Below are 22,589 nucleotides of genomic sequence, written 5' to 3' on the forward strand. Positions count from 1 at the left end.
AAAAAAAATTCTTTTATTAAACCAAATAATATTTGGATCCGTTACTTTCAATATGCCTTCTTCCTCACATAATATTCGTAACTTGCGACAAATAGAAACCCAATAAATATGATCTATAATTCCATCATCGAGACCATCGGAAATACTCCTATGGTTAGGTTAAATAAATTGAACCAGGGTATAAAAGGTGAAGTACTTGTCAAAGTAGAATACTTTAACCCTGGAAACTCCATGAAAGACCGTATGGCCATTAAAATGGTGGAAGATGCGGAAAAAGAAGGTCTGTTAAAGCCAGGAGGAACTATAATAGAGGGCACCAGCGGCAATACAGGGATGGGCCTGGCTTTAGCTGCTATAGCTAAAGGGTATAAATGTATCTTTACCATGGCTGATAAGCAGTCAAAAGAAAAAATAGATATACTAAAAGCAGTGGGTGCAGAGGTGATCGTCTGCCCTACCAATGTATCTCCAGAGGATCCCCGCTCCTACTATTCAGTAGCAAAAAAACTGAATCAGGACATACCCAATTCTTTCTATCCCAACCAATATGATAACTTATCCAACTGGAGGGCACACTATGAAACTACAGGCCCTGAGATCTGGAATGATACTGAGGGAACGGTTACTCACTATGCTGCTGGTGTGGGTACTGGCGGTTCTATGTCCGGTACTGCTAAATATCTGAAAGAACAGAATCCGGCTATTGTTACTGTAGGAATAGATACATATGGTTCTGTCTTTAAGAAGTATAAGGAAACAGGTATTTTTGACGAAAATGAAATTTATCCTTATTTGACTGAGGGCATAGGGGAAGATATATTGCCAAAGAACGTAGATTTTTCCGTTATCGACCACTTCGTCAAAGTCACTGACAAAGATGCTGCTGTAATGACCCGTCGTTTAAGTAGGGAAGAGGGGCTTTTCGTAGGATGGTCCTGTGGATCTGCAGTACATGGAGCACTGGAATATGCCAGAGAAAACCTCCAAGAAGGGGACAGGATGGTGATTATCCTACCGGATCATGGAACCAGGTACCTTGGGAAGGTGTATAATGATGACTGGATGAGAAACCACGGCTTCTTAGAAGATAAAACGTACGGCACAGCCAGAGATATACTGTCAGGTAGAAATGGCTCATATGAACTAACGGTAGTTAGAAAACAAGATACGGTGAAGGAAGCTATAGCGATCATGAACAATAAAGGGGTATCGCAGATCCCCGTATTGGAGAAAGGTAATGTGATAGGAAGTCTTACAGACAGTAAATTATTGAGCAAATTAATCGATAATCCTAAGCTTAAAGACGCTCCAGTCAGTGATGTAATGGAGGATGCTATGAAATTTGTTGCTTTGGACAGTACACTTGATGTATTATCTTCATTGGTAAATAAAGAAAAGGCAGTATTGGTAAGAGATCATCTCGACCAGATCCATATCATTACTAAGCATGACATTCTCGAAGCAGCCACTAAATAAGAGTATTAAATATAGATAATCATTTTAACTTAAAACAAATGCACAGTCATCACTGTGCATTTGCTGTTTACTAGTATGAATAAAAAAAGTTTGTTGCTGCTAATAGAAGAGGGGTATGAATTTGATGTAGAAAATTCACTTAGAAAAGGCTGGGAGATTTTTAGTTTAAATATCATAAACTCATTAGCTTATATGATGTTTATATTTTCTATTCAGCTTATGGTGGTGCTATACATGCCTGAGTTGATGTTGTTATATAGCATATTGGTATTTCCAGCCCTGATTTGTGGGTTTTTTCTAGTAGCTAATAAATCCAGCCAAAATGAACCGGTAACTTACCCGGATTTTTTTAAGGGGTTTAAATATTATATACCGCTGGTGCTTATAAATGTAGTTGGCCAGGTTTTGGTGGCATTGGGTATTTTTGTGCTCATATTACCAGGGATTTTTCTGACAGTAAGTTATATGTTTGCATTTTTGATTGCGTTATTTGCTGGAACTGACTTTTGGCAGTCGTTGGAATTAAGCCGTAAATTAATCTATTTGAATTTTAAGAAATTTTTTATATTGTTTTTATTGTTAGTGGTACTGAATGTGATAGGAGCACTTATACTTATAGGTCTTTTGATTACAGTACCTTTTTCTATGTACGTGATTTATGCAGCTTTTGAAACCGTCACCCGGAATGCTGTTACAGAAGAAGAATAAAGATGGGAATTGAATCATTGATAAAAATAAATTGGAAAAAACAAATTCGAATTTCAAGGCACGTTCAAGGGTAATAACTGGGTTTATACTGGCCATTCTTTTAATAGTAGTGGTGAGTATCATCACCTTTTTCAGTGTCAGCAAACTACTGAATACAGTAGAAGCTTTGGCTGAGCCAAGCGATCGCTTAAGGCAATTAAATGGCCTTTTGGCTGATATTTATCAGTTGGATCGGGCTCAGGGCAGGGTGGAGACAGATTCCGCAGAGGAGCTTAACTATCTCCAGAAGATCGAAAACAGATTGCTGGAACTAGAAAGTTATTCCACTGATTCAGCCGAAGTCTCTCAGTTAAAAAAAATCAGCTACAATGTCAATGAACTTCTATTGGTTTATAATGGCCTAGATGAGGTGAAGTATAATCTTATTAACAGGAATTTCAGCCGCGAGGCATTGAAGAATATTGAAACTAAAATCAGGCGTCAGGAAGAGTTAAACCGCCATCAGAGCATAGGGAGGATAAGGGTAAACTCACCTGTAAGAAGGACTCTAAACGAAAGGAATCTGCCTGAATCCGACACCAGTCCAAGGAGAGCCCGCCGCGATACACTTTCAAGCCCTACCGCTGAGCTTTTGACCCCTGACGAAAGGGCGAATCTAAGACAGATTTTTTCTATTTTAAACATCAATCCTAACCGTGGGGATACCACCTTAGCCGCACTGAACCAGACCAGGGCTGATTCCATTCTTTATGCTGTCAGAAACACCGTGTTGGAAATCAATTCGCAGGAGCAACAGTTAAGGTCACAGCTGGCTGCATTGGAATATGACCTGCAGGAAAAGAACAAAGTCATTATAGCTGATATTCAGACAGTCATAACCTCTTTGCAAAGAGCTGTCCTGGCAGATGCCAGGTCACAGAACCACGCTGCATATGACCTTACATTTAATGTCTCCATCCTTTTAGGAGTATTGATTATCATAGGGGTTATAGGCTCCTCAGCATTTATTTATAGCATCCTATCTGAAATCAATAAAGCCCAAGAGTATAGGCAAAGACTGGAGGAAGCCAAGTTACGATCAGATAATCTGGCAAAAGCAAAACAGTATTTTTTAGCCAACATGAGCCACGAAATCAGAAACCCTTTACATGCTATACAAGGGTATAATGAAGCGCTTCAAAAAACTATTCTGGATAAGGATCAGAAAGGATATGTGGATATGGTAAGTTTTGCTTCTCAAACCCTTTCATCTATTGTAAACGATATCCTGGATTTATCTAAATTAGAAGCAGGTAAAATTACGATAGATCAGCGTCCATTTGATCAGCATAAGTTTTTTTCTACCATCAGGGATTTTTTTAAAATGAAAGTAGAGGAAAAAAATCTTCAATTTATCTGGGAAGCCACGCTTCCGGAAAACAAATGGCTGGAAGGTGATGAACTGAGGTTAAATCAAATTTTGAATAACCTGATCAGTAATGCCTATAAATTCACTGATAAGGGTTCTATACATGTGGCCATCCAATATGAAGACGGTAATTTATTAATGACCGTGGCGGATACCGGCATGGGTATGTCTAAGGATATTAAAGAAAATCTTTTTCAGGAGTTTAATCAGGGGGACAGTTCCATTACCAGAAAATTTGGGGGTACAGGACTCGGTTTATCTATAGTTAAAAAACTAGTAGAACACCAAAATGGCCAAATCTCTTATGAAAGCGAGATCGGGAAAGGAACGACTTTTAAAGTAGTGCTTCCTGCATTGTTGGTAGATCCAATTAAGGAAGCATGTGAAGAGGTTACTTATGCGCTGGATGGGATAAAAGTTTTATTGATAGATGACGATAAGATAGGTATTAGGTTTGCACAGTTGCTGTTAGAAAGCAACGGAGCTATTGTTACGAAGTATATCGGGGGATTAGCCTTTGTGAAAAATTTTGTGCCCCAGCATTTTGATATTGCATTGGTGGATATACAGATGCCGGAGATTAGTGGTTATGATGTTTTAAAAAGATTAAGGAAGGAGCACGGATTTAAAGATCTTCCTATTTTGGCCATTACTGCCAATGTATTTGCAGAAGAAAAAGAAAAACTTTCTGAATATGGCTTTGATGGGATCTTACTTAAACCTTTTAAAGAAAATGAATTGAAAAAGGCCATAGCCGAAACTATTGGTCTGTTACCTTTAGATACGCTTAAAATGGAAAATACAGCAGGTCAAAGCCAGTCTTACTCTTTAGAAGACCTCGAGAAATTTTGTATGGGAGATAAGGATTTATTGGGTGAGGTTTTATTTGATTATTACCATGAAACCCTAAATAATTTGGAGGAAATTTCTTCAGCCCTATCAAAAGATGATTATCAGGCGATATTAGAAATAGCACATAAATTGTCCAGTAGGTTAGGCCAGTTGAAAATAAGCGCTTCGGCACTCGCCAGAGATATAGAAATCGATATCAAAAATGATAGGTTTGAAAATGTAATACCTCAGGTCAATAAATTGGTTACAGAGACCGAAGCGGTAATGGAAGAACTCATGAAAAACGAAAAAATAGAGATTACACCTTAAACTAGGACTGAATGCTGTATTTTTCTATTTTATTATAAAGTGTTTTCCTGTCCATATTTAAGATTTTTGCTGCTTTAGACTTATTGTACCTGACTTCTTCCAGGGTTTTGATGATCAGGCTCTTTTCCTGTTCTTCAAAACTACTTTTCAGATCTTTGGCCGCCCCTGTTTCTTCGATTGAATATTCAGGTAAAACGAGTTGAACGGGCAATACGCTTTTTTGGACCATTCCCTCCTTTGTCAATAACACTGCTCTTTTTACTATATTTTTTAATTCCCTGATATTGCCCGGCCAAGAATAAGATGAAAAGATTTCTATAACTTCATCTGAAAAACCTGGGATTTGTTTGTTAAGCGACTGATTACTTTCATTAAGAAATTTGTCTACGAAATCAAAAAGTTCATCAGGTCGGTCTCTGAGTGGGGTGGCGTGAATACTAAATTCATTGAGTCTATGGTAAAGATCTTCTCGGAATTCACCTCTTTTAGAAGCTTCTATTAAGTCCTCATTAGTTGCCACTATTATCCTTACATCTATGTGAATATCTGTATTGCCGCCAACCTTTCTAATTTTTCTTTCCTGTATAGCCCTCAGGAGTTTGATCTGGACGTCATAGCTTAAATTTCCTATTTCATCAAGGAATATAGTGCCTCCTTTTGCGCTTTCAAAATCCCCTGTTTTGTGATCCAATGCACCGGTGAAAGCTCCCTTTACATGTCCAAATAACTCGCTGGCAGCCAATTCTTTTGAAAGGGCCCCACAGTCTATGGCTATAAATGGCCCTTTGCTTCTATTGCTTTTTTCATGGATTCGCTTGGATATAAACTCTTTGCCAGTTCCGCTTTCACCCAGCACAATTACGCTCATGTCCGTGGGAGCTACTAACTGGATGTATTCCTCCATTTTTTGGGCCTGAGCACTCCTTCCAGTCACATAGGCACCTTCAGCATTAGCATTACGGGAAGATGTGTTTTGTAGTGGTGCGTTGCTTTCCTGATCTGAAGATTGTTTTTTAAAGGATTCTTTGACTGTAAGAAGTAGTTCATCAGGATTTACAGGTTTGGTTATGTACTCAAATGCACCCATCTTCATCGCTTTCACTGCTGTCCTGATATCTGAATAATTGGTAATAAGAATGACAGGTTTACCTGGATAATCCTGAATGGCCCTTTCCAATATCTCCATGCCAGTCCCATCAGGTAGTCTATAATCAGTAATGATCAGATCAGGGTTTTCTTTTTCTATGCACGTAAAGGCTTCCGAAACCTTTTGAACTGGAATTACTTCAAAGCTATTTGCTTGTAAAAAGTTTTTTATGATTTTGGAATAAGTCAAATCATCTTCTATCAAAAGAATTTTTTTCATCTTTGTAATCAGGGTAGTATGTATTTTAATACAAAAATACATTAAAAAAAAGAAATGGCACAGAATTATTATCTGTGCCATTTGCCTAAAATTAAGAATAGTTGGTTTAGTTAGGTTAAATCCTCTTTTACGGCTTCACCGGCTGCATTATATTTCTTATTTAAAATTTCCCCTGCATTGTCAAAGAACACTTCGTAATGAATTTCGCCTTCTTCGTTTGTGATTTGGTAAGCTTCGGTCATTTGTAAATCTTTTGTCTCCGCTTTTTCAGAAATGGTTGTTTTGACAGCTTGTGGTAAGTCAGCTGGGTTTATTTTAACCCTGTCCTGGGAAGTCTGTTCTATAATTGTCGGCGTAGGGGATATGATTTGGGCTTTTACCGTAATAGCTAAAAGACTAATGGCGATAATGATTATTGATTTTTTCATGGCTCTTCATTTAAATTGTGTTTGTATATCTTATTACCCTCCTGATCCATGAGTATGGATTTCTTTGGCTCCATGCCCGATAAGGATTCGAAAGTTAAATCATACAATACCGCATCTTGTGATTCTTGGCTGTATTTGATCACATTAGTCAGCTGCATATGCCTTAATCTCCTGTTTTTTTCAATCTTTAATACTACTTTTATTGGAAGCTGTCCCATCAGTATGTCTTCCCCCGATACTGGGTCTGAAGGTAGGATGCTTTCATTGGTATAGCCAAAGCCAGCTTTTATGAAAGGTGTGCCATCATGAACTTCAGTTTCTGATTGACAGGCATGTAGGCTAATTATAAAAATCAGGGATAAATAAAATATATGTTTTTTCATTTTAAAAATTATTTTGAATAGTGAAATTGGGTTTTACCGTATTATATCAATAATAGGTAAATTGACTTTTTAATATTTTTTAATCATATAATCACATTATTTATGCCAGAAAAAAATGTGCCTAATTTACTTTAATACAATTAATTATCTGAAAAAATTACAGTGATATTGATCAATAAAGGTAAACGGGCTAGGAATATGTATGGATAAGGTTAGTCTTCCCCAAATATAGATGGAATAGAAATCCTTAAATTAAAATTCTTTTATTAATTAATAATGTTTAAGGCCTTAAACATTTTAGAAAAAAGTAAAGGTTGTTTTACTTATTGGTAAGGATTTTGTATAATTGTATATAAATAATCTATAACTCTTTGCTTGCACTTAACCCTCGGATGTGTGAATCCGAGGGTTTATTTTTAAAGTCAGTTTAAATTTAATAAAGAAACTATTTCCACGTATTTTTTTCAGCATAAGATAGCTTACATTATATATGAACCGTTAGTACTGCTGATTATATTAAATGCTAAATTATCTACTTGACTTTACCTTCATAAGATATGATTTTACAAATTGTGGTGTAATGCATATTTGATTTTTGCAAATAAGTTTAAAAAAGATAGCTAAAAAGTTATTTAATTAGTCTTATATCGTAAATATGTGGTCTTCTACTTCACCAAAGGATATGTTTTATGGAAGTATACATAGTACAGTTGATTTGGTTAATTTAGGCTAATGTTAACTTTATTGCAATACTATTGATGGTTATTCAGTATAAAGGATATGTGGCAGGACCTATAAATTTTAAGTAATGGTGTTAAATATCATCAACGGACAGGCTATTTTGAATTAAATTTGAGCGGTGTGGGTTAGCATTAACATGAATAACAATCAGAAATTAGATTGAAAAAATAATTACCTTTGATGTTCCTATTAATCCCTGCTACACCAAATGAGTGATCAGATAAAACACGAATGCGGGATCGCCATGTTAAGGCTGCGCAAACCGCTTCAATACTATATAGATAAGTATGGCTCTCCTATGTATGCCCCAAATCGCCTTTATGTGCTGATGCAAAAGCAGATAAACCGGGGGCAAGATGGGGCAGGATTGGCCAATATAAAAATCGGTACTTCCCCAGGCACTAGGTATATAAGTAGGTACCGTTCTGTGGAGCCCCAGGCTGTTAATGATATCTTCTCTAAAATATCTAAAAAGTACAAAAAAGCTAGAAAAATAGGAGGAGATGTATTGGGCATGGATGCAGAGTATCTTAAAAACAACATTGCATTTTCGGGAGAAGTATGGTTAGGCCATCTTCGGTATGGTACTCATGGAGAGAACAGCATAGAAACGTGCCATCCATTTCTTAGACAGAACAACTGGAGGAGCCGAAACTTGGTCATGGCAGGAAATTTTAATATGACCAATGTGGAAAAGTTATTTAGCAAGTTGGTAGAATTAGGTCAGCATCCTAAGGAAAAGACGGACACCGTTACTGTAATGGAAAAAATCGGTCATTTCTTGGATGAAGAAAACCAGCGTATATTTGACAAATATAAAGGAGAGTATACAAATGAGGAGATTACTGAGGTCATAGAGCGTGAATTGGATGTAGCCCGTATATTGAGGAGGTCTTGTAGGGATTTTGACGGAGGGTATGCCATGGCCGGAATGATCGGAAATGGGTCCAGTTTTGTGGTGCGTGATCCTTCAGGAATACGTCCTGCATATTATTATGCCGATGATGAAATAGTAGTAATAGCCTCTGAGAAGCCTGCCATTAAAAGTGCCTTCAATATTGATTATAACCAGATCAAGGAAATAAGCCCGGGAGCTGCTTTGGTGGTAAATAGGGATGGTTCATTTGCGGAACATCAGATTATGACCCCTAGAGCAAAAACCTCCTGTTCATTTGAAAGGATTTATTTTTCCAGAGGAACTGATCCCGATATATATAGAGAGAGAAAAAACCTGGGTAAGTTATTGATACCCCAAATATTGGAGGCTATAGATTTTGACCTTAAAAATACGGTTTTCAGCTATATTCCCAATACTGCTGAAACAGCATTTCTCGGTATGATAGAGGGGCTTGAAGATTATCTTAGTGCAAAGCGTAGAGAGGTGTTGTTGGAAGGGAAGCCCCATTTGGGAGATATAGAAGATCTATTACATTTCCGCCCCAGGGTAGAAAAGTTAGTCAGCAAGGATGTAAAACTCAGAACATTTATCACTAATGATAATGATCGTGATGAAATGGTTGCTAATGTTTATGACACTACATACGGTGTCATCAGGTCAGGTGTAGATACTATAGTGGTGATAGACGATTCTATTGTAAGGGGGACTACTTTAGAAAAAAGTATCCTTACTACCTTGGACAGACTTCAGCCAAAGCGGATCATAGTGGTGTCTTCTGCGCCACAGATAAGGTATCCAGACTGTTATGGTATCGATATGTCTAAAATGAAGGAATTTATTGCCTTCAGAGCTACTTTAGAGCTGCTTCATGAGACTGGTCAGACAGATGTATTGGATAAGGTGTATGATCAATGTATTGATCATCCCCATTCTAAAGAAAATTTTGTGAAGGCTATTTATGCATCATTTACGGATCAGCAAATTTCGGATAAAGTGGCTGAAATTATTACCTCTCCACAGATAAATGCCGAAGTAAGGGTGATTTATCAGACCGTTAAAAACTTAAATAAAGCTTGTCCTGACCATATTGGTGATTGGTATTTCACGGGTAATTATCCCACTGACGGAGGCATGCATGTAGTGAACCGCTCATTTGCCAATTTCAGAGAAGGTAAAATTGTAAGGGCATATTGAAATCATTTCTATTTAGTTGATTATGAAAAATTGTATATTAGTTTGCTTATTGTTAATGTTTTTCGGCTCAGCTTATGCGCAAGAGGAATTGATTATGTTCCGGGAAAATCTGGAACCCCTTTGCGGCAAAACTTTTGAGGGAAGGCTGGTCTTTCCAGCAGAGGGGAGGGAACCTTTTTCAAGTAATCCTATGACCATGACAGTGGCGCATTGTTCTCCAGATACTGTAAAAATACCTTTTCATGTAGGGACTGATAGGTCTAGGACCTGGGTACTTTCTTTTGGCAATGATGGCCTTCAGCTTAAACATGATCATAGACACGAAGATGGCACTCCGGATGAAGTAACAAATTATGGAGGTCTTTCTTCATCAGAAAGCACGGCATGGGAGGTTCACTTCCCTGCCGATGAAGAAACAGCAGCTATGCTTCCCCGGGCTAAAGACAATGTTTGGACCATGGCCATAGACAGAGATGCGAAGATTTTTAGTTATATACTGTCAGTAGATGGTAAAAAAGCCGTTCAGATAGATTTTGATATAGATCTGGGTACGGAAAGCGGACTTTGATTATGAAAAAATAATAGAGGCGGACCAAATGATCCGCCTCTATTTCGTAGTTTACAATCCTCGGATTACTGTGAGGAGTTCATCAGGATTGATAGGCTTACTTATATAAGCATCCGCTCCCAGTTCGATTGCTTTACTGGCTACTTCTTCATCACCATAACGGGTGATCATAATGACTTTCCCTACCTTATTGTCTCTTTTGATGGTTTCCAGTATATGGAGCCCGTTATCATCGGGTAATCTATAATCCAAGATGGCAAGATCATAAGATTCCTTTTCTAATAGGCTCAGTGCTTTTTTAGCAGACTGTGCATCGTGTGTTCGATACTGGTTTTTATCTAAAAATCGCGTCAATAGTTTACAAAAAACCACATCGTCTTCTACCACTAATATATTTTTTATCATATTCATTTTTTATATGTGGTTAAATTAATTAAAACTCATTTCCTTATCAAATGTCTTGATAGCATTTTGGTCAATTGCGTATACCGCCATGACACTTTGGATAAATCCTCTGATGAGTTCATCTATTCCTAAGCCAAGCAAAGCAAAGTTTCTAACATCAAATAATATTAACCTTTCATCAGCATAAGACCAGCCATCATCACCTTTTACAGATAGATTAGTGCCATATACTTCCCAACTGCTCATGTTTTCTGGTAGGGGCTGGTTAAGTGGAAACCTGGATTTTCGGCTATACACCGCTAATGGGCGCATGCCTTCAGAAGTGGCATGCATCATCATTCTTAGATCAAATGCATAACTTCTACCTTTATTGTCCGGTATAGTCCCAACATGGTACCAAGTGTCTTTAGTATGACTGCCTTCGTTATAGTTACTATGGATAAGCTGCTGTACTATATAAAGTTCGTCTGGATCTGAAGCGAGTTCACTTAGCGCCACATCGAGTTCTTTTTGGTTTATAATAGTATAGACGCCCTGTCCAGCATTACTGTCAGGTACTTTTATTACCATACTTCCTCCTAGTTTGTCAAAATGTGACTGCAGCTGGTGGTATGGTATATTTCGGAACGTTTTGGGGGTGAATATCTCTATCCCTTTATCTTTAAATTGCTCATTGAACTCATCGTACGCCCTACTGGCTACCTCTTTGTTTCGTCCTCCGGCCAGACAGGCTTCTATTGGGTTTAAGAGAAGTGTTCTAGAGTTTTTGGGTAACCTGTTCCAAGGCTCCTGGGTAACATATCTAAATGCTGCCCTGATTTCCACCCAGTGATCTTCACCTTCCCGGACAAACATTTTTCCGTTCCTAAATTGTACAGGAGGATCTGTATCTTCATTTTTGAACTGGGCCAAATATACATTTTCATCAAAAACTTCAGCGATGGTAGCTGCGTAACCGATGTTCTCCATAGGATTTTTATCATAAATGACAGCCAGCGCTCCAGATTCATCATGCTGGTCTACCATATCCTTGAAGGTTTCTTCGATCAGCCTTCTGTACCCACCCTGTTCGTAATTAAAATCCAGAAGGGGCATGGATTTTTGCCCTGATGGGCAACTGTTAGTTTCTATTAATGTGAGTTTTCTGTTACCTTCATTATTGGTCACATGCATCATATCCGTACCAGACCAACGGAAATATTTGGGTTGATACTTTAGTATGGACAGGATAGCATCCAGGTTTGCTTTTGGGTTGAGCCTGAGGTATCTTTCTGCTATCTGATGATGGGATAAATTTAAAAAAGTAGATACCAAAGGGTGGATATTAGAGTTAAGGGCCCTTGGATACCAGTGATCTGCCGGCTCAAAATCTCCTGGTTCTACCAAATGGACATTGGGTGATATGGAAAGTTTCATATAATTTTCATTAGCTTTTTGTGTTGTATTTTAATTAAGCAGCTTGTATAATATCTGAAATAAATGCTTTGTTCTGCCATAGCATTAATATGCCACTGACTACCATACTGGCTACTACTATTTTTCGGAAGACTTCATCTGACATCCGGCCTAAAATTAGTTTACCAAAATATATAGCAGTCATAGAGACTACTCCTATTAAAAGGCCATACTTTAGTACTTCTCCATTTACATACCCTAGGTAAGCATAGCTGATGATCTTGGTGAGGTGGAGGAGGATGGCATTGGCAGAACGGGTACCCAATAAAGCCTCTTTGGAAATTCCATAGCTTAGATACGCAGAATTCATCAGAGGGCCTACACCTCCTATTAATCCCGATAAAAAAGCTACACCCAGCCCCATGGGAGCAAAGTGCCAGGCTTTTATTTTGAATCTACTTGGTTTGGTTTTTTTCTTAAATTGCATCACTGTAGATACAAGTAAAAGGCCTATCAGTATCTGTAAATAATCAGAAGAAAGTTCGGCAAAGAGCCTGGCCCCTATGATAGATCCTATAATAGTGGAGGGAAATAACCATGCAAATAATTTCCAATCGATGTCTTTCCAAAAAAAGAATACTTTCGATGTACTGCTCATCCCGATGCTGATAGTCATGACCGGGGCTACTGCCTTTACTCCCACTACCAGTGCCACTAAAGGCATTAACAATAAACTGGCCCCACCGCCGCTGAGCACACTAAGAATAAAAATGACAAAGGCCCCTAATAGGACCAAAATGATTTGCAACATATTTAAAGAAGCTGTTTAAATTTATACCTTTACAGGTATATACGAATTTTGTCAATTGATTATAAATATTATGCCAGAAAATTATAGCAAACCCAAATCATACCTTCATTACCTTCTGGATATTAAAGGTATGTACTGACGTAAGGATCTGGCGCTGATGTATAAGTAAAGAATATGAATATAGAATTATTGAAGAAGATCTGTGAGGTACCAGGTGCTCCAGGCTTTGAATCACAGGTGCGGAATCTCATTTTGGCCGAGCTTAAACCTATCTGTAATGAGATCCAAGTGGACAACATGGGGAGCGTAATCGCTATCAAAAGAGGGGTTTCGGACGTTGACGGTCAGCAAAAGAAGGTAATGGTAGCTGCACATATGGATGAAATAGGGTTCATCGTTACTCATATAGATGATAACGGTTTTATAAAATTTCATCCCTTGGGCGGTTTTGATCCTAAAACACTTACTGCTCAAAGGGTCATCGTACACGGAACAAAGGATTTGATAGGAGTGATGGGGAGTAAGCCCATACATGTCATGTCTCCAGAGGAGAAAAATAAACTTCCTAAACTCACTGACTATTTTATAGATATGGGAATGAGCAAAGAGGAAGTGATGAAATTCATAAAAATAGGAGACCCTATTACCAGAGACAGGGCACTTATTGAAATGGGGGACTGTGTAAATTGTAAATCTATAGATAATAGGGTAGCTGTTTTCATTTTATTGGAAGCTTTAAAGTCTCTGGAGGATATTCCATATGATCTCTATGCCGTCTTTACTGTGCAGGAAGAAGTCGGTCTTAGAGGTGCCAATGTAGCTGCGCACGCAATAAATCCAGATTTTGGAATAGCGCTTGACACGACTATAGCTTATGATGTACCTGGATCTCAGGCCCATGAAAGGATAACTGAATTGGGCAAAGGAACCGCTATCAAAATAATGGATGCAATGACTATCTGTGATTATAGAATGGTGGATTTCATGAAGAAAACCGCTGATAAAAAACAAATCAGATGGCAGCCCGAAATCTTGACCGCAGGAGGTACAGATACCGCGGGACTACAGCGTATGGGTAAAAACGGTTCGATAGCAGGGGCAATATCCATCCCTACCCGCCACTTGCATCAGGTGATAGAAATGGCCCATAAAAATGACATCCAAAGCAGTATAGATCTATTAAAGGCTTGTGTAGAGGAGATTGATCAATATAGCTGGGAACACTAGATATAAGTTGTTTAAAAAAATATAGGGTTTACAAAAGAGGATAATACTATTCGATAATTTCTTGATTAGGAAATGTCGGATAGTGCTATCCCAAACTTTGGCGGTATGCTACGAGGTTTTAATCTTTTTTTTCGGTAATTTTTTTTGCAAATAGCCTACCAAATCTTCATAATGGGTGTGTTCATGGTTACTCATGCTGAAAGATGTTTTGTCGGAAAAGACCATGGTCAATTGTTTAAATTCTTTTTTATTTGCAATGATTTTTTCTTCTTGCCATGCCAGTACCTCATTTAACCTGTATTCATTTTTCCATCCCCTCAGCGGTATTTTAACAAAAAACGATTCTTTACCTGCTGAAATAAACCTGTATCCTGCCATCATTTTCACCAAAATGACCAGCAGCACAACAGTAAGTAAGGAAGCACTAAATAAATAAAACCAAAAATTATAAGTTTGGTATCTACTATAATCGAGTATGATGTAGACCAATCCTGCGAATAGGATCCCTATTACGATTAAGAGCGAAAAGTAGGTACTGCTTTTAGGCTTACAATGAATCATACGCTCTCTTTTAAAGCTTCAAACCTTTCCTTGGAATAAGTTACGAGTAGAGGGAAAAATTCTTTAAAATGCGCTAAAAGTACATCGTAGTTTTCTTCTAAAAAAAGATGTGCAGTTTCCATTTTTGAATTAAAGCTGGTCCGTTTAGAAACTCCTATCATAGCATCTCTTATGCCATCAAGTCTTCCATATGATACAAGCCAGTTATAACTGACCATCATATCAAAAGCGATCAGAAAGTTGGGAGGAAGGATAGCTTTGTGACCATTTAGTATTTCATATACCTGAGCGGCATAGATGTCGATGGGTACAGGATGATATTCTTCCCAGAACTTTGATAGAAAATGATCAAAATACATGTCTGTAATTACGGTAGAATACCTTGCATATATAGGCCTGAGCAGAGATTGGGCTTCCTTTACGACAGGGTGGGTATCTGTAAATGTATCTATTTCCCTGTGAAGCTGTACTCCTATAATGATCTCTGGCTCATAGGTTTTTGTAAGGTCTCCCCTTACAAAATCTCCAATATAATTTCCGATCAATACCTTCGGATCTCCAAATGACAGATATGCGTGTGCTAGAAAATTCAAATTGCGAAAACTTAAGGTGTTGATCTTTATTAACCTAACTTATTATAGTAATTTTATGTCCTAAAAATAAACATTGATGAGGAATATTTATGAAGAATTGTCATTTACTTTGAAACTTTTGAAAAAGGAGTGGGAAGAGGATCTGGAGCAATACAGGAAGAAAACATTATATACCTCCATAGCGGATAAAAAAAAAGAAGGAGTATGCTGGTATCCAGTAGTTATCAAAAAGCATAAAACCGGTTATGGGGAAAGGTTGATTATAGAGGTAGAACGTAATGATCAGGAACTTCCCCACCTATTTCAATCAGGGAAATCTGTATCAATATTTTCAAATTCAGGACTTAGTGACTCCCACATTGCTCAAGTGAACGGTGTGGTGAATTTTGTAAGGAAAAATATCATGACTATTACCCTACAGCACCATGAGCTTCCAGACTGGGCCAATGAGGGGAAACTTGGAGTGGATCTTCTGTTCGATGAAGCCAGTTATAGAGAAATGGAAGCTGCGATAAACATACTTCTTAAAGGAGGAAATGGCCGTACAGGAGAGCTACGGGATGTTTTATTGGGCGTCAGGCCACCTGCTATCAGGAATAATTCATCAGTAGATGTCTCCTATTTAAATAGTAGTCAGAATAAAGCAGTAAATATGGTAGAGGATGCTGGAGATGTAGCGGTGATCCATGGCCCCCCTGGAACTGGTAAAACGACTACCATGATAGCAGCTATAGAGCAAGCTATAATCTATCATTCACAAATAATGGTCTGTGCACCCAGTAATGCAGCAGTAGATCTGATGGTAGAAAAGTTACTGGACAGGGATATCAGGACACTGCGTTTGGGGCACCCTGCCCGGGTAGATGATAAGATGCTTAGCCAGACACTGGATGCCAAGATAGTTTCACATGCCAGTTATAGAGAACTGAAAAAGGCAAAAAAATCAGCCGAGGAATACCGGAATATGGCCAGAAAATATAAAAGGAACTTCGGTCATGAAGAAAGAATGCAGCGTAAGCAGCTTTTCGAAATGGCCGGAAGGATGAAAGAAGAAGCGGTCCAATTGGAAGATTATATTACTTATGATATTTTACAGCAGAGCCAGGTCATAGCTACTACTTTGGTAGGTGCAAACCATCATGTCCTACGGGGGAAAAGTTTTCCTGTAGTCTTTATAGATGAGGCAGGTCAGGGACTTGAACCTGCGACGTGGATACCGATACTTAAAGCACAGAAGGTGGTTATGGCCGGAGATCATTGTCAGCTGCCGCCTACTGTCAGATCTTTTGAGGCGGGCCAACTTGGCCTGAAAGAGACCCTTTTTGAAAAAGTAATTGAAAGGCAGCCACAGCTGTCATCACTGCTATCGCTTCAGTATAGAATGCCCGAAATCATCATGGGTTTTTCTAATCAAGCATTTTACAAGGGTGCCCTGCGATCAGCAGAAAACACCAAATATCACCTTTTGGATGATGGAGAACCACAAATGATCTTTATAGACACAGCCGGAAGCGGATATCTGGAGCATACCGAAAAAGATTCCTTAAGTACTGCTAATTATGAAGAAGCGAATTTTACTATGGGATTTCTGGAAAATATGCTGACCGGTTTGGGTGTGGAGAATATAATTGTTAAAAAATGGGGAGTAGGTGTGATATCTCCCTACAGGGCACAGGTAAGGAGGTTTAAAGAACTGGCTTTGGAAACATCCACATTCCCTACCCTTACGCAGCTGGAAGGACAAATTACAATAGATACTATAGATGGGTTCCAGGGCCAGGAGCGGGATATTATAGTGATCAGTCTGGTAAGGTCTAATCCCAAAGGGGAAATAGGATTTTTATCTGATACCCGAAGAATGAATGTAGCTCTTACCCGGGCCAAAAGGAAACTGGTAGTGATCGGAGATAGTGCTACTATCAGTCACCATCCATTTTATCAAAGCTTCCTCAAGTATGTAGAAAACCATTCTTTATACAAAAGCATTTATGAATTTCTGACCTTTTGAGGAGAAATTTGAAGCTCATCTAAAATCTGGAAAAGAAGTATTTGGTTACTGCTGGCTATGAAGTCATATGGTGCATCTAAATTAAATTCCTTATCTATCATGTCCAAACCTTCCAGGTCTGTTATTATACCACCAGAAGCATGGAATATTGGGTAAGAGAGCAGGTTATAGAAGTCAGATAATTGTCTGGCTTCTATGGCAAAATCAGCGGCTCCTCTTGCTATTTCACAGAGGTCCATACCGCTGTTATCTATGGCTCGGATGTCTTTTACTTTGAAATAAAGAGGGAGACAAAAATCAAAATGGAATTTAGCTGCAGAATAGCCAGGCTTAAGATAGGCATGGGACTGAGCCAAAGACTGAACTCTATTAAGCTCATTTAAGAAGATTTTTTTATTTAGCCTATGGGATTCAAATACAGCGGATTTGTCTTCTATATAATATTGATCGAGGGAATGATAGCCTCCTGTAAAAGAAAAAATCAAATCTTTAAAAGTCAGTGAAGGTTTGTTTTGGCTGACAGCCAGGCAGAAGCAGGGGTCACCTACCCCTCTGTCCCAATTTCTACTCCCATCTACCGGGTCAATATATAAATTAAAATTTGCATCTTTTTTATAGATAGGCGGGAACCCTTCCACATAAATATTTATTGTAAACTGATCCATATATTTTCTTATCAGCTGAAAAGCAACCTCATCTATATGATGGGTATCTTTAACTCCTTGGTCCCCAATTTTATTGATGCCATAAAATCCGTTGGATTTTCGGATAGCATTAAGCTCATGATATAAGTGATTAAAGAGGTCTTTGCTGATTTGAATGAAATCCATATATAAAATTTATTTGAATACCATCATCAAGCCGATGAGGGTTTTAGCATCTTGGATGCCGCTGTTTTGTAATAGGTCATTAATTTCAGCACGACTGTACTGAATAACTTCTATTCCTTCATTTTCATCTTCAGCTCCACCGCCCTCATTCTTTTTATGTGCTGTCGTGCTGTGGCAAAGATACAGATGGATTCTTTCTGATGTTCCTCCTGGGCTTAGAAAAAAAGAAGATAAAAATTCAATACTCTTTACCTCATAGCCCAGTTCCTCCAATATCTCCCTTTTTATACTGTCTTCATATGTTTCATCTTCTTCCACTATACCTGCTACCAGTTCAGTGACCCATCCCCCTCCTTTGGCATACGTAGGATATCTGAACTGCCGTGTAAAAAGGTACGTATCTTCATCTTCCAGATACACTACTGCCGCTACTGCATCATTTCTATCTACATACAACCTGTCTAATACCGGGCTCATTTCACCATTGGGCATGGTAAACTGAATCTTTCCTTTTTTTACTTTTAAAAAATCATCGAATACCACTTTTTCACTTGATATGTTTACTTTTTTATGTTTCATGGGTTTTTATTTTAGTGCCAAGAATACAAACAAATAAAAGCACATATGGTTGTATGTGGTAGAAAGAATATAAAAACCAAACTATATGACCACTACTAATAACCAGGAGAGAGCAAGACTCAGAGAATTAATAGAAAAAATAGAACTTGCCATGATGGTAACCAGCCACGGAGAGGAATTAAGGGCGCGACCTATGAGTACCAGCCAGATGGATGAGGATGGTAATCTATGGTTTTTCAGTAACGAATTTACTGCTAAAACGGAGGAAATTAAAGAAGACCAGCAAGTTAATCTCAGTTATGCTGACCAATCGTCAAATTCTTATGTATCTATAAGTGGGACTGCTACCATGATTCATGATCGGGCAAAAATTGATGAACTTTGGAGCCCGATATTAAAAGCATGGTTTCCTAATGGTAAAGATGATCCGGATATGACTTTAATAAAGGTGGTACCGCACGCTTCGGAATATTGGGACAGCAGTGCAAGTAAAATGGTGAAGCTATTCAATATTACAAAGGCTATCATAAAAGGGGAAACCTACCATGAACAAGCTGATGATAATGAAAATGTGAAACAAGATCATGACAATCAATAATATGTGATATCAATCAATTAGATCAAAGCTAACCATGTGTTAGCTTTGTTTTTTTATTATCCATATAAACTGCGTTTAGATAGCCCAATACTTGTCCAAAGGATGTTACGGCCTCTTCTAATTTTTCTGTGACAGTCCTGCCCGTAAGCCTGCATAATAGCAAACCGTAGACGCCGTTCAGGCATATCTGTATTTCGTGACCCAAATCCTGACCCTCAGCAGATGCTATAAAATCAATTACATGGGGTTTTGCATACCCATATATTTTAAAATAATCTTTGTCTTTTTTTAAAAGGTCCCAATGTATGTGCGCCAGTTCATCTACCACGGATTTCACTTCATTTAAATGCCCTTTTTCCTCTATTCCCTGCACTTTCATTTTATGCGCCAGCTCATCAAACCATTTTGCTATGACTGTCTTTTCTTCTTCACTTACAGGATAGTGACTGACCACATACTGCTTGATGTCATTGGATTCAAATTTATAGGATCTTAATAAATCCTCCATTTGATACATGTAGATGATGTACTCGCCTATATTTGTTTTTTTCTTCTTTTCTGCTAGGTCTTTCATAGAGGTTTAGTCAATCAGTCTATGCAAAGGTCGTAAAGAATTTTAATATACCATGAACCCCTTATGTATATGATACCCTTAATGCAATTAATGTCTATTTAGTTCGGTCCTGAAAAACATGTCCCATTCCTCCTGTTTTTCGTAATTTCTTGGATTGGTTGTTTCCAGGTCATATTGCTGGTCCATTTTTCTCCATTCTAAAAACTGTGATCTTATCAGGCTGTCAAACTCAGCTTGGTGTGAGGATGGGTGAAAACGGTAAGATTTTACTTGCTCCAAAATTCTGTATCCCATGATTTGAGCAATTTTATAGTGGCCATTTTCGTGGTTGAGTACCGCATTTTTTGTAGGTTGATCCGCTCGGGCCATAAATGAACCTGATACCTGGGTAAGTTCTTTATCTATGCCCACTTCCAGCGCTACGATTATTTTAGCATATCCATTTTTTTGTTTTATGTTTCTTATAGTAGGTTCTATAAAGGTAATACAGCGCGCATTTATCCTTGGGCGATTATTGATTTTCTCTACCAGTTTAAAATCCCTCCACTGCAGCTTACGGTCAGGACTGATGCTCAAGGAGGAGGAGTTTAAGTAATATAACCAAAATCCTCCCAAAACAGCGGCTGTGAAAAACAATATATAAACGATGTACCTGTATATGGTCTTAGTAGTCATAATTATAAATTCTAAGAAGCAAAAACGGATCACTTTTACTTTGAGTCACAATTTAAGGGATAATATAAGGTTAAAACCCTAACATTTTACTAATTTTGCTGATAGTATGAATATGCAAAAAATAAGAAATTTCTGTATCATAGCCCATATTGATCATGGGAAGAGTACACTGGCCGATCGTTTACTGGAGTTTACCCATACGGTATCCGGTAGGGAGATGCAGGCCCAATTACTGGATAATATGGATCTGGAGCGTGAGCGTGGTATCACCATCAAGTCTCATGCTATTCAAATGAAATACATATATAAAGGCGAAGAATACACCCTTAACCTTATTGATACCCCTGGCCACGTAGATTTTTCCTATGAGGTGTCACGGTCTATAGCTGCCTGTGAGGGTGCGCTACTGATAGTAGATGCCTCACAGGGTGTGGAAGCTCAGACGATTTCTAATCTATACCTGGCCATGGGCCATGATCTAGAGATTATTCCAGTATTGAATAAGATAGATCTACCCGGTGCAGATCCAGAGGTGGTAGCAGACGAAGTGATCGATCTTATCGGTTGTGACCGTGAGGATATAGTGTTGGCATCGGGTAAGGAGGGGATTGGTATTGAAGAGATCTTAAATGCTGTCATTGAAAAGGTTCCAGCACCTACAGGCGATGAAGAAGCACCGCTACAGGCGATGATCTTCGACTCTATGTACAATCCCTTTAGAGGTGTTGAAGTACTATTCAGGATCTTTAACGGAACCATCAGTAAGGGGGACAAAATAAAATTTGTCAATACCGGTAAGGAATATGAAGCGGACGAGATCGGGATATTAGGTATCAATCAGATGCCACAGAAATCCCTGATGGCAGGTAATGTGGGTTATCTTATCTCAGGTATCAAAGTAGCCAAGGAAGTAAAAGTAGGGGATACGATTACCCATATCAAACGTCCATGCCAGACCACAGTAAAAGGTTTTGAAAATGTAAAGCCGATGGTTTTTGCGGGTATCTATCCTGTAGAAACTACCGACTTTGAAGAACTCAGAGCTTCCATGGAAAAACTTCAACTAAATGATGCCTCCTTAGTATGGGAGCCAGAGACATCAGCAGCATTGGGGTTTGGATTCCGTTGTGGATTCTTAGGAATGCTTCACATGGAAATTATCCAGGAAAGGTTAGAACGGGAATTTGACATGACGGTGATCACCACTGTACCTTCTGTGCAGTTCCGTGCCCTTATGAATAATAATGAATACCAAGTAATCAATGCGCCATCAGATATGCCCGAACCAACATTCTTTAAGCATATAGAAGAGCCATTTGTAAAGGCATCGATCATTACTGCTGCAGAATATGTAGGCCCGGTAATTCAGCTATGTATGGAAAAAAGAGGCCAGATCAAAAATCAAATATACCTCACCTCAGAAAGGGTAGAACTTACATTTGATATGCCTCTGGCTGAGATCGTATTTGATTTCTTTGATAAGTTGAAGACTATTTCGCGCGGATATGCTTCTCTTGATTATGAGATGAAAGGCTATCAGCAGTCTACCATGGTAAGGCTGGATGTGATGTTAAACGGTGAAGTGGTAGACGCCCTATCTGCAATCGTGCACCGAGACAAAGCCTACGAATGGGGCAAGCGCCTATGCGAAAAACTAAAAGAACTGGTTCCTCGACAGATGTTTGAGATAGCCATCCAAGCCGCCATAGGGACCAAAATCATCGCAAGAGAAACCGTCAAAGCCTTACGAAAAAACGTATTGGCGAAATGTTATGGTGGTGATATTTCCCGGAAAAGAAAGCTTCTGGACAAGCAGAAAAAAGGGAAGAAGCGTATGAGACAAGTTGGTAATGTAGAGATTCCGCAGGAGGCATTTATGGCTGTGTTAAAATTAGATTAAAATGCAGCCAAAGACGTGATTTAATTCTTAGTCATCATTCGGCATTCTGACTTCTTTCTTTGTTTTGAATATTGAATGCCGAATGTTATTCGCTGAGTACTG

21 protein-coding genes are annotated in these 22,589 nt (G+C 38.5%); 9 read left to right on the forward strand and 12 right to left on the reverse strand.

What is annotated here, in order from left to right; translation table 11 throughout:
- Positions 1 to 108 precede the first annotated feature (108 nt).
- The 3 genes from EL17_RS08105 (at position 109) to EL17_RS08115 (ending at position 4,753) form a co-directional block, all read left to right on the forward strand.
- Entirely contained in the window at positions 109 to 1,476 is a 1,368-nt protein-coding gene (locus EL17_RS08105) for a cystathionine beta-synthase (RefSeq protein ID WP_035072463.1), read from the forward strand.
- 75 nt (positions 1,477 to 1,551) lie between these two features.
- A complete protein-coding gene (locus EL17_RS08110) occupies positions 1,552 to 2,184 on the forward strand; it encodes a hypothetical protein (protein ID WP_035072465.1) in 633 nt (210 codons plus the stop codon).
- 31 nt (positions 2,185 to 2,215) lie between these two features.
- The gene (locus EL17_RS08115; RefSeq protein ID WP_035072467.1) at positions 2,216 to 4,753 is read left to right on the forward strand and encodes an ATP-binding protein; all 2,538 of its coding nucleotides are present in this window, start codon (positions 2,216 to 2,218) and stop codon (positions 4,751 to 4,753) included.
- Position 4,754: 1 nt separating this feature from the next.
- On the opposite strand, the gene EL17_RS08120 is transcribed toward EL17_RS08115, so the two are convergent.
- The 3 genes from EL17_RS08120 to EL17_RS08130 all read right to left on the reverse strand — a co-directional run bounded on the left by EL17_RS08120 (position 4,755) and on the right by EL17_RS08130 (position 6,930).
- Positions 4,755 to 6,119, reverse strand: a complete 1,365-nt coding sequence (locus tag EL17_RS08120; RefSeq protein WP_035072469.1) for a sigma-54-dependent transcriptional regulator — start codon at positions 6,117 to 6,119, stop codon at positions 4,755 to 4,757.
- 110 nt (positions 6,120 to 6,229) lie between these two features.
- Positions 6,230 to 6,547, reverse strand: a complete 318-nt coding sequence (locus EL17_RS08125) for a hypothetical protein (RefSeq protein WP_035072471.1) — start codon at positions 6,545 to 6,547, stop codon at positions 6,230 to 6,232.
- A complete protein-coding gene (locus EL17_RS08130; RefSeq protein ID WP_035072473.1) occupies positions 6,544 to 6,930 on the reverse strand; it encodes a hypothetical protein in 387 nt (128 codons plus the stop codon). Before EL17_RS08130 ends, EL17_RS08125 begins: the two co-directional genes overlap by 4 nt.
- Positions 6,931 to 7,879: 949 nt before the next feature.
- Here EL17_RS08130 and EL17_RS08135 point away from each other — a divergent pair.
- A complete protein-coding gene (locus EL17_RS08135; RefSeq protein WP_035072475.1) occupies positions 7,880 to 9,763 on the forward strand; it encodes an amidophosphoribosyltransferase in 1,884 nt (627 codons plus the stop codon).
- A gap of 22 nt (positions 9,764 to 9,785) precedes the next feature.
- Positions 9,786 to 10,331: a hypothetical protein gene (locus tag EL17_RS08140; protein ID WP_035072476.1), complete on the forward strand. Its 546-nt coding sequence runs from the start codon at positions 9,786 to 9,788 to the stop codon at positions 10,329 to 10,331.
- A 51-nt stretch (positions 10,332 to 10,382) separates the two neighbouring features.
- On the opposite strand, the gene EL17_RS08145 is transcribed toward EL17_RS08140, so the two are convergent.
- Genes EL17_RS08145 through EL17_RS08155 form a run of 3 tightly spaced genes read right to left on the reverse strand, consistent with a single transcriptional unit; the run spans position 10,383 to position 12,942 of the window.
- Positions 10,383 to 10,736 (reverse strand): response regulator, encoded by a 354-nt coding sequence (locus EL17_RS08145; RefSeq protein WP_035072598.1) that lies wholly within the window; start codon positions 10,734 to 10,736, stop codon positions 10,383 to 10,385.
- A gap of 24 nt (positions 10,737 to 10,760) precedes the next feature.
- Complete coding sequence (locus tag EL17_RS08150) at positions 10,761 to 12,152, reverse strand: ATP-grasp domain-containing protein (protein ID WP_035072478.1); 1,392 nt, start codon at positions 12,150 to 12,152, stop codon at positions 10,761 to 10,763.
- Between the two features lie 34 nt (positions 12,153 to 12,186).
- On the reverse strand, positions 12,187 to 12,942 hold the full coding sequence (locus EL17_RS08155; RefSeq protein ID WP_035072480.1) for a sulfite exporter TauE/SafE family protein: 756 nt from the start codon (positions 12,940 to 12,942) through the stop codon (positions 12,187 to 12,189).
- 174 nt (positions 12,943 to 13,116) lie between these two features.
- Here EL17_RS08155 and EL17_RS08160 point away from each other — a divergent pair, with 174 nt between their 5' ends.
- Entirely contained in the window at positions 13,117 to 14,169 is a 1,053-nt protein-coding gene (locus EL17_RS08160; protein ID WP_035072482.1) for a M42 family metallopeptidase, read from the forward strand.
- 108 nt (positions 14,170 to 14,277) lie between these two features.
- On the opposite strand, the gene EL17_RS08165 is transcribed toward EL17_RS08160, so the two are convergent.
- Both EL17_RS08165 and EL17_RS08170 read right to left on the reverse strand, forming a co-directional pair.
- Positions 14,278 to 14,730 (reverse strand): hypothetical protein, encoded by a 453-nt coding sequence (locus EL17_RS08165; protein WP_035072484.1) that lies wholly within the window; start codon positions 14,728 to 14,730, stop codon positions 14,278 to 14,280.
- A complete protein-coding gene (locus EL17_RS08170; protein ID WP_035072486.1) occupies positions 14,727 to 15,323 on the reverse strand; it encodes an acyl carrier protein phosphodiesterase in 597 nt (198 codons plus the stop codon). The genes EL17_RS08165 and EL17_RS08170 overlap by 4 nt, the downstream gene beginning before the upstream one ends.
- 76 nt (positions 15,324 to 15,399) lie before the next feature.
- Between EL17_RS08170 and EL17_RS08175 the strand changes: the two genes are divergently transcribed.
- Positions 15,400 to 17,331: an AAA domain-containing protein gene (locus EL17_RS08175; RefSeq protein ID WP_035072488.1), complete on the forward strand. Its 1,932-nt coding sequence runs from the start codon at positions 15,400 to 15,402 to the stop codon at positions 17,329 to 17,331.
- Here EL17_RS08175 and EL17_RS08180 read toward each other — a convergent pair.
- Both EL17_RS08180 and EL17_RS08185 read right to left on the reverse strand, forming a co-directional pair.
- Positions 17,310 to 18,161, reverse strand: a complete 852-nt coding sequence (locus tag EL17_RS08180; protein ID WP_035072490.1) for an FIG domain-containing protein — start codon at positions 18,159 to 18,161, stop codon at positions 17,310 to 17,312. The genes EL17_RS08175 and EL17_RS08180 overlap by 22 nt on opposite strands.
- Before the next feature lie 9 nt (positions 18,162 to 18,170).
- Positions 18,171 to 18,740: an NUDIX domain-containing protein gene (locus EL17_RS08185; RefSeq protein WP_035072492.1), complete on the reverse strand. Its 570-nt coding sequence runs from the start codon at positions 18,738 to 18,740 to the stop codon at positions 18,171 to 18,173.
- 85 nt (positions 18,741 to 18,825) lie between these two features.
- On the opposite strand from EL17_RS08185, the gene EL17_RS08190 reads away from it, so the two are divergent.
- A complete protein-coding gene (locus tag EL17_RS08190; protein ID WP_035072494.1) occupies positions 18,826 to 19,338 on the forward strand; it encodes a pyridoxamine 5'-phosphate oxidase family protein in 513 nt (170 codons plus the stop codon).
- A gap of 28 nt (positions 19,339 to 19,366) precedes the next feature.
- On the opposite strand, the gene EL17_RS08195 is transcribed toward EL17_RS08190, so the two are convergent.
- Positions 19,367 to 19,912: a DUF4924 family protein gene (locus EL17_RS08195; protein ID WP_035072496.1), complete on the reverse strand. Its 546-nt coding sequence runs from the start codon at positions 19,910 to 19,912 to the stop codon at positions 19,367 to 19,369.
- A gap of 87 nt (positions 19,913 to 19,999) precedes the next feature.
- Positions 20,000 to 20,587, reverse strand: a complete 588-nt coding sequence (locus tag EL17_RS08200) for a DUF922 domain-containing protein (protein ID WP_051719880.1) — start codon at positions 20,585 to 20,587, stop codon at positions 20,000 to 20,002.
- 106 nt (positions 20,588 to 20,693) lie between these two features.
- Between EL17_RS08200 and lepA the strand changes: the two genes are divergently transcribed.
- Positions 20,694 to 22,487: a translation elongation factor 4 gene (lepA, locus tag EL17_RS08205; protein ID WP_035072498.1), complete on the forward strand. Its 1,794-nt coding sequence runs from the start codon at positions 20,694 to 20,696 to the stop codon at positions 22,485 to 22,487.
- Positions 22,488 to 22,589 lie beyond the last annotated feature (102 nt).

Origin of the sequence: Anditalea andensis (assembly GCF_000714815.1) — a bacterium.
In the GTDB taxonomy this organism is placed as follows: Bacteria; Bacteroidota; Bacteroidia; order Cytophagales; family Cyclobacteriaceae; genus Anditalea; species Anditalea andensis.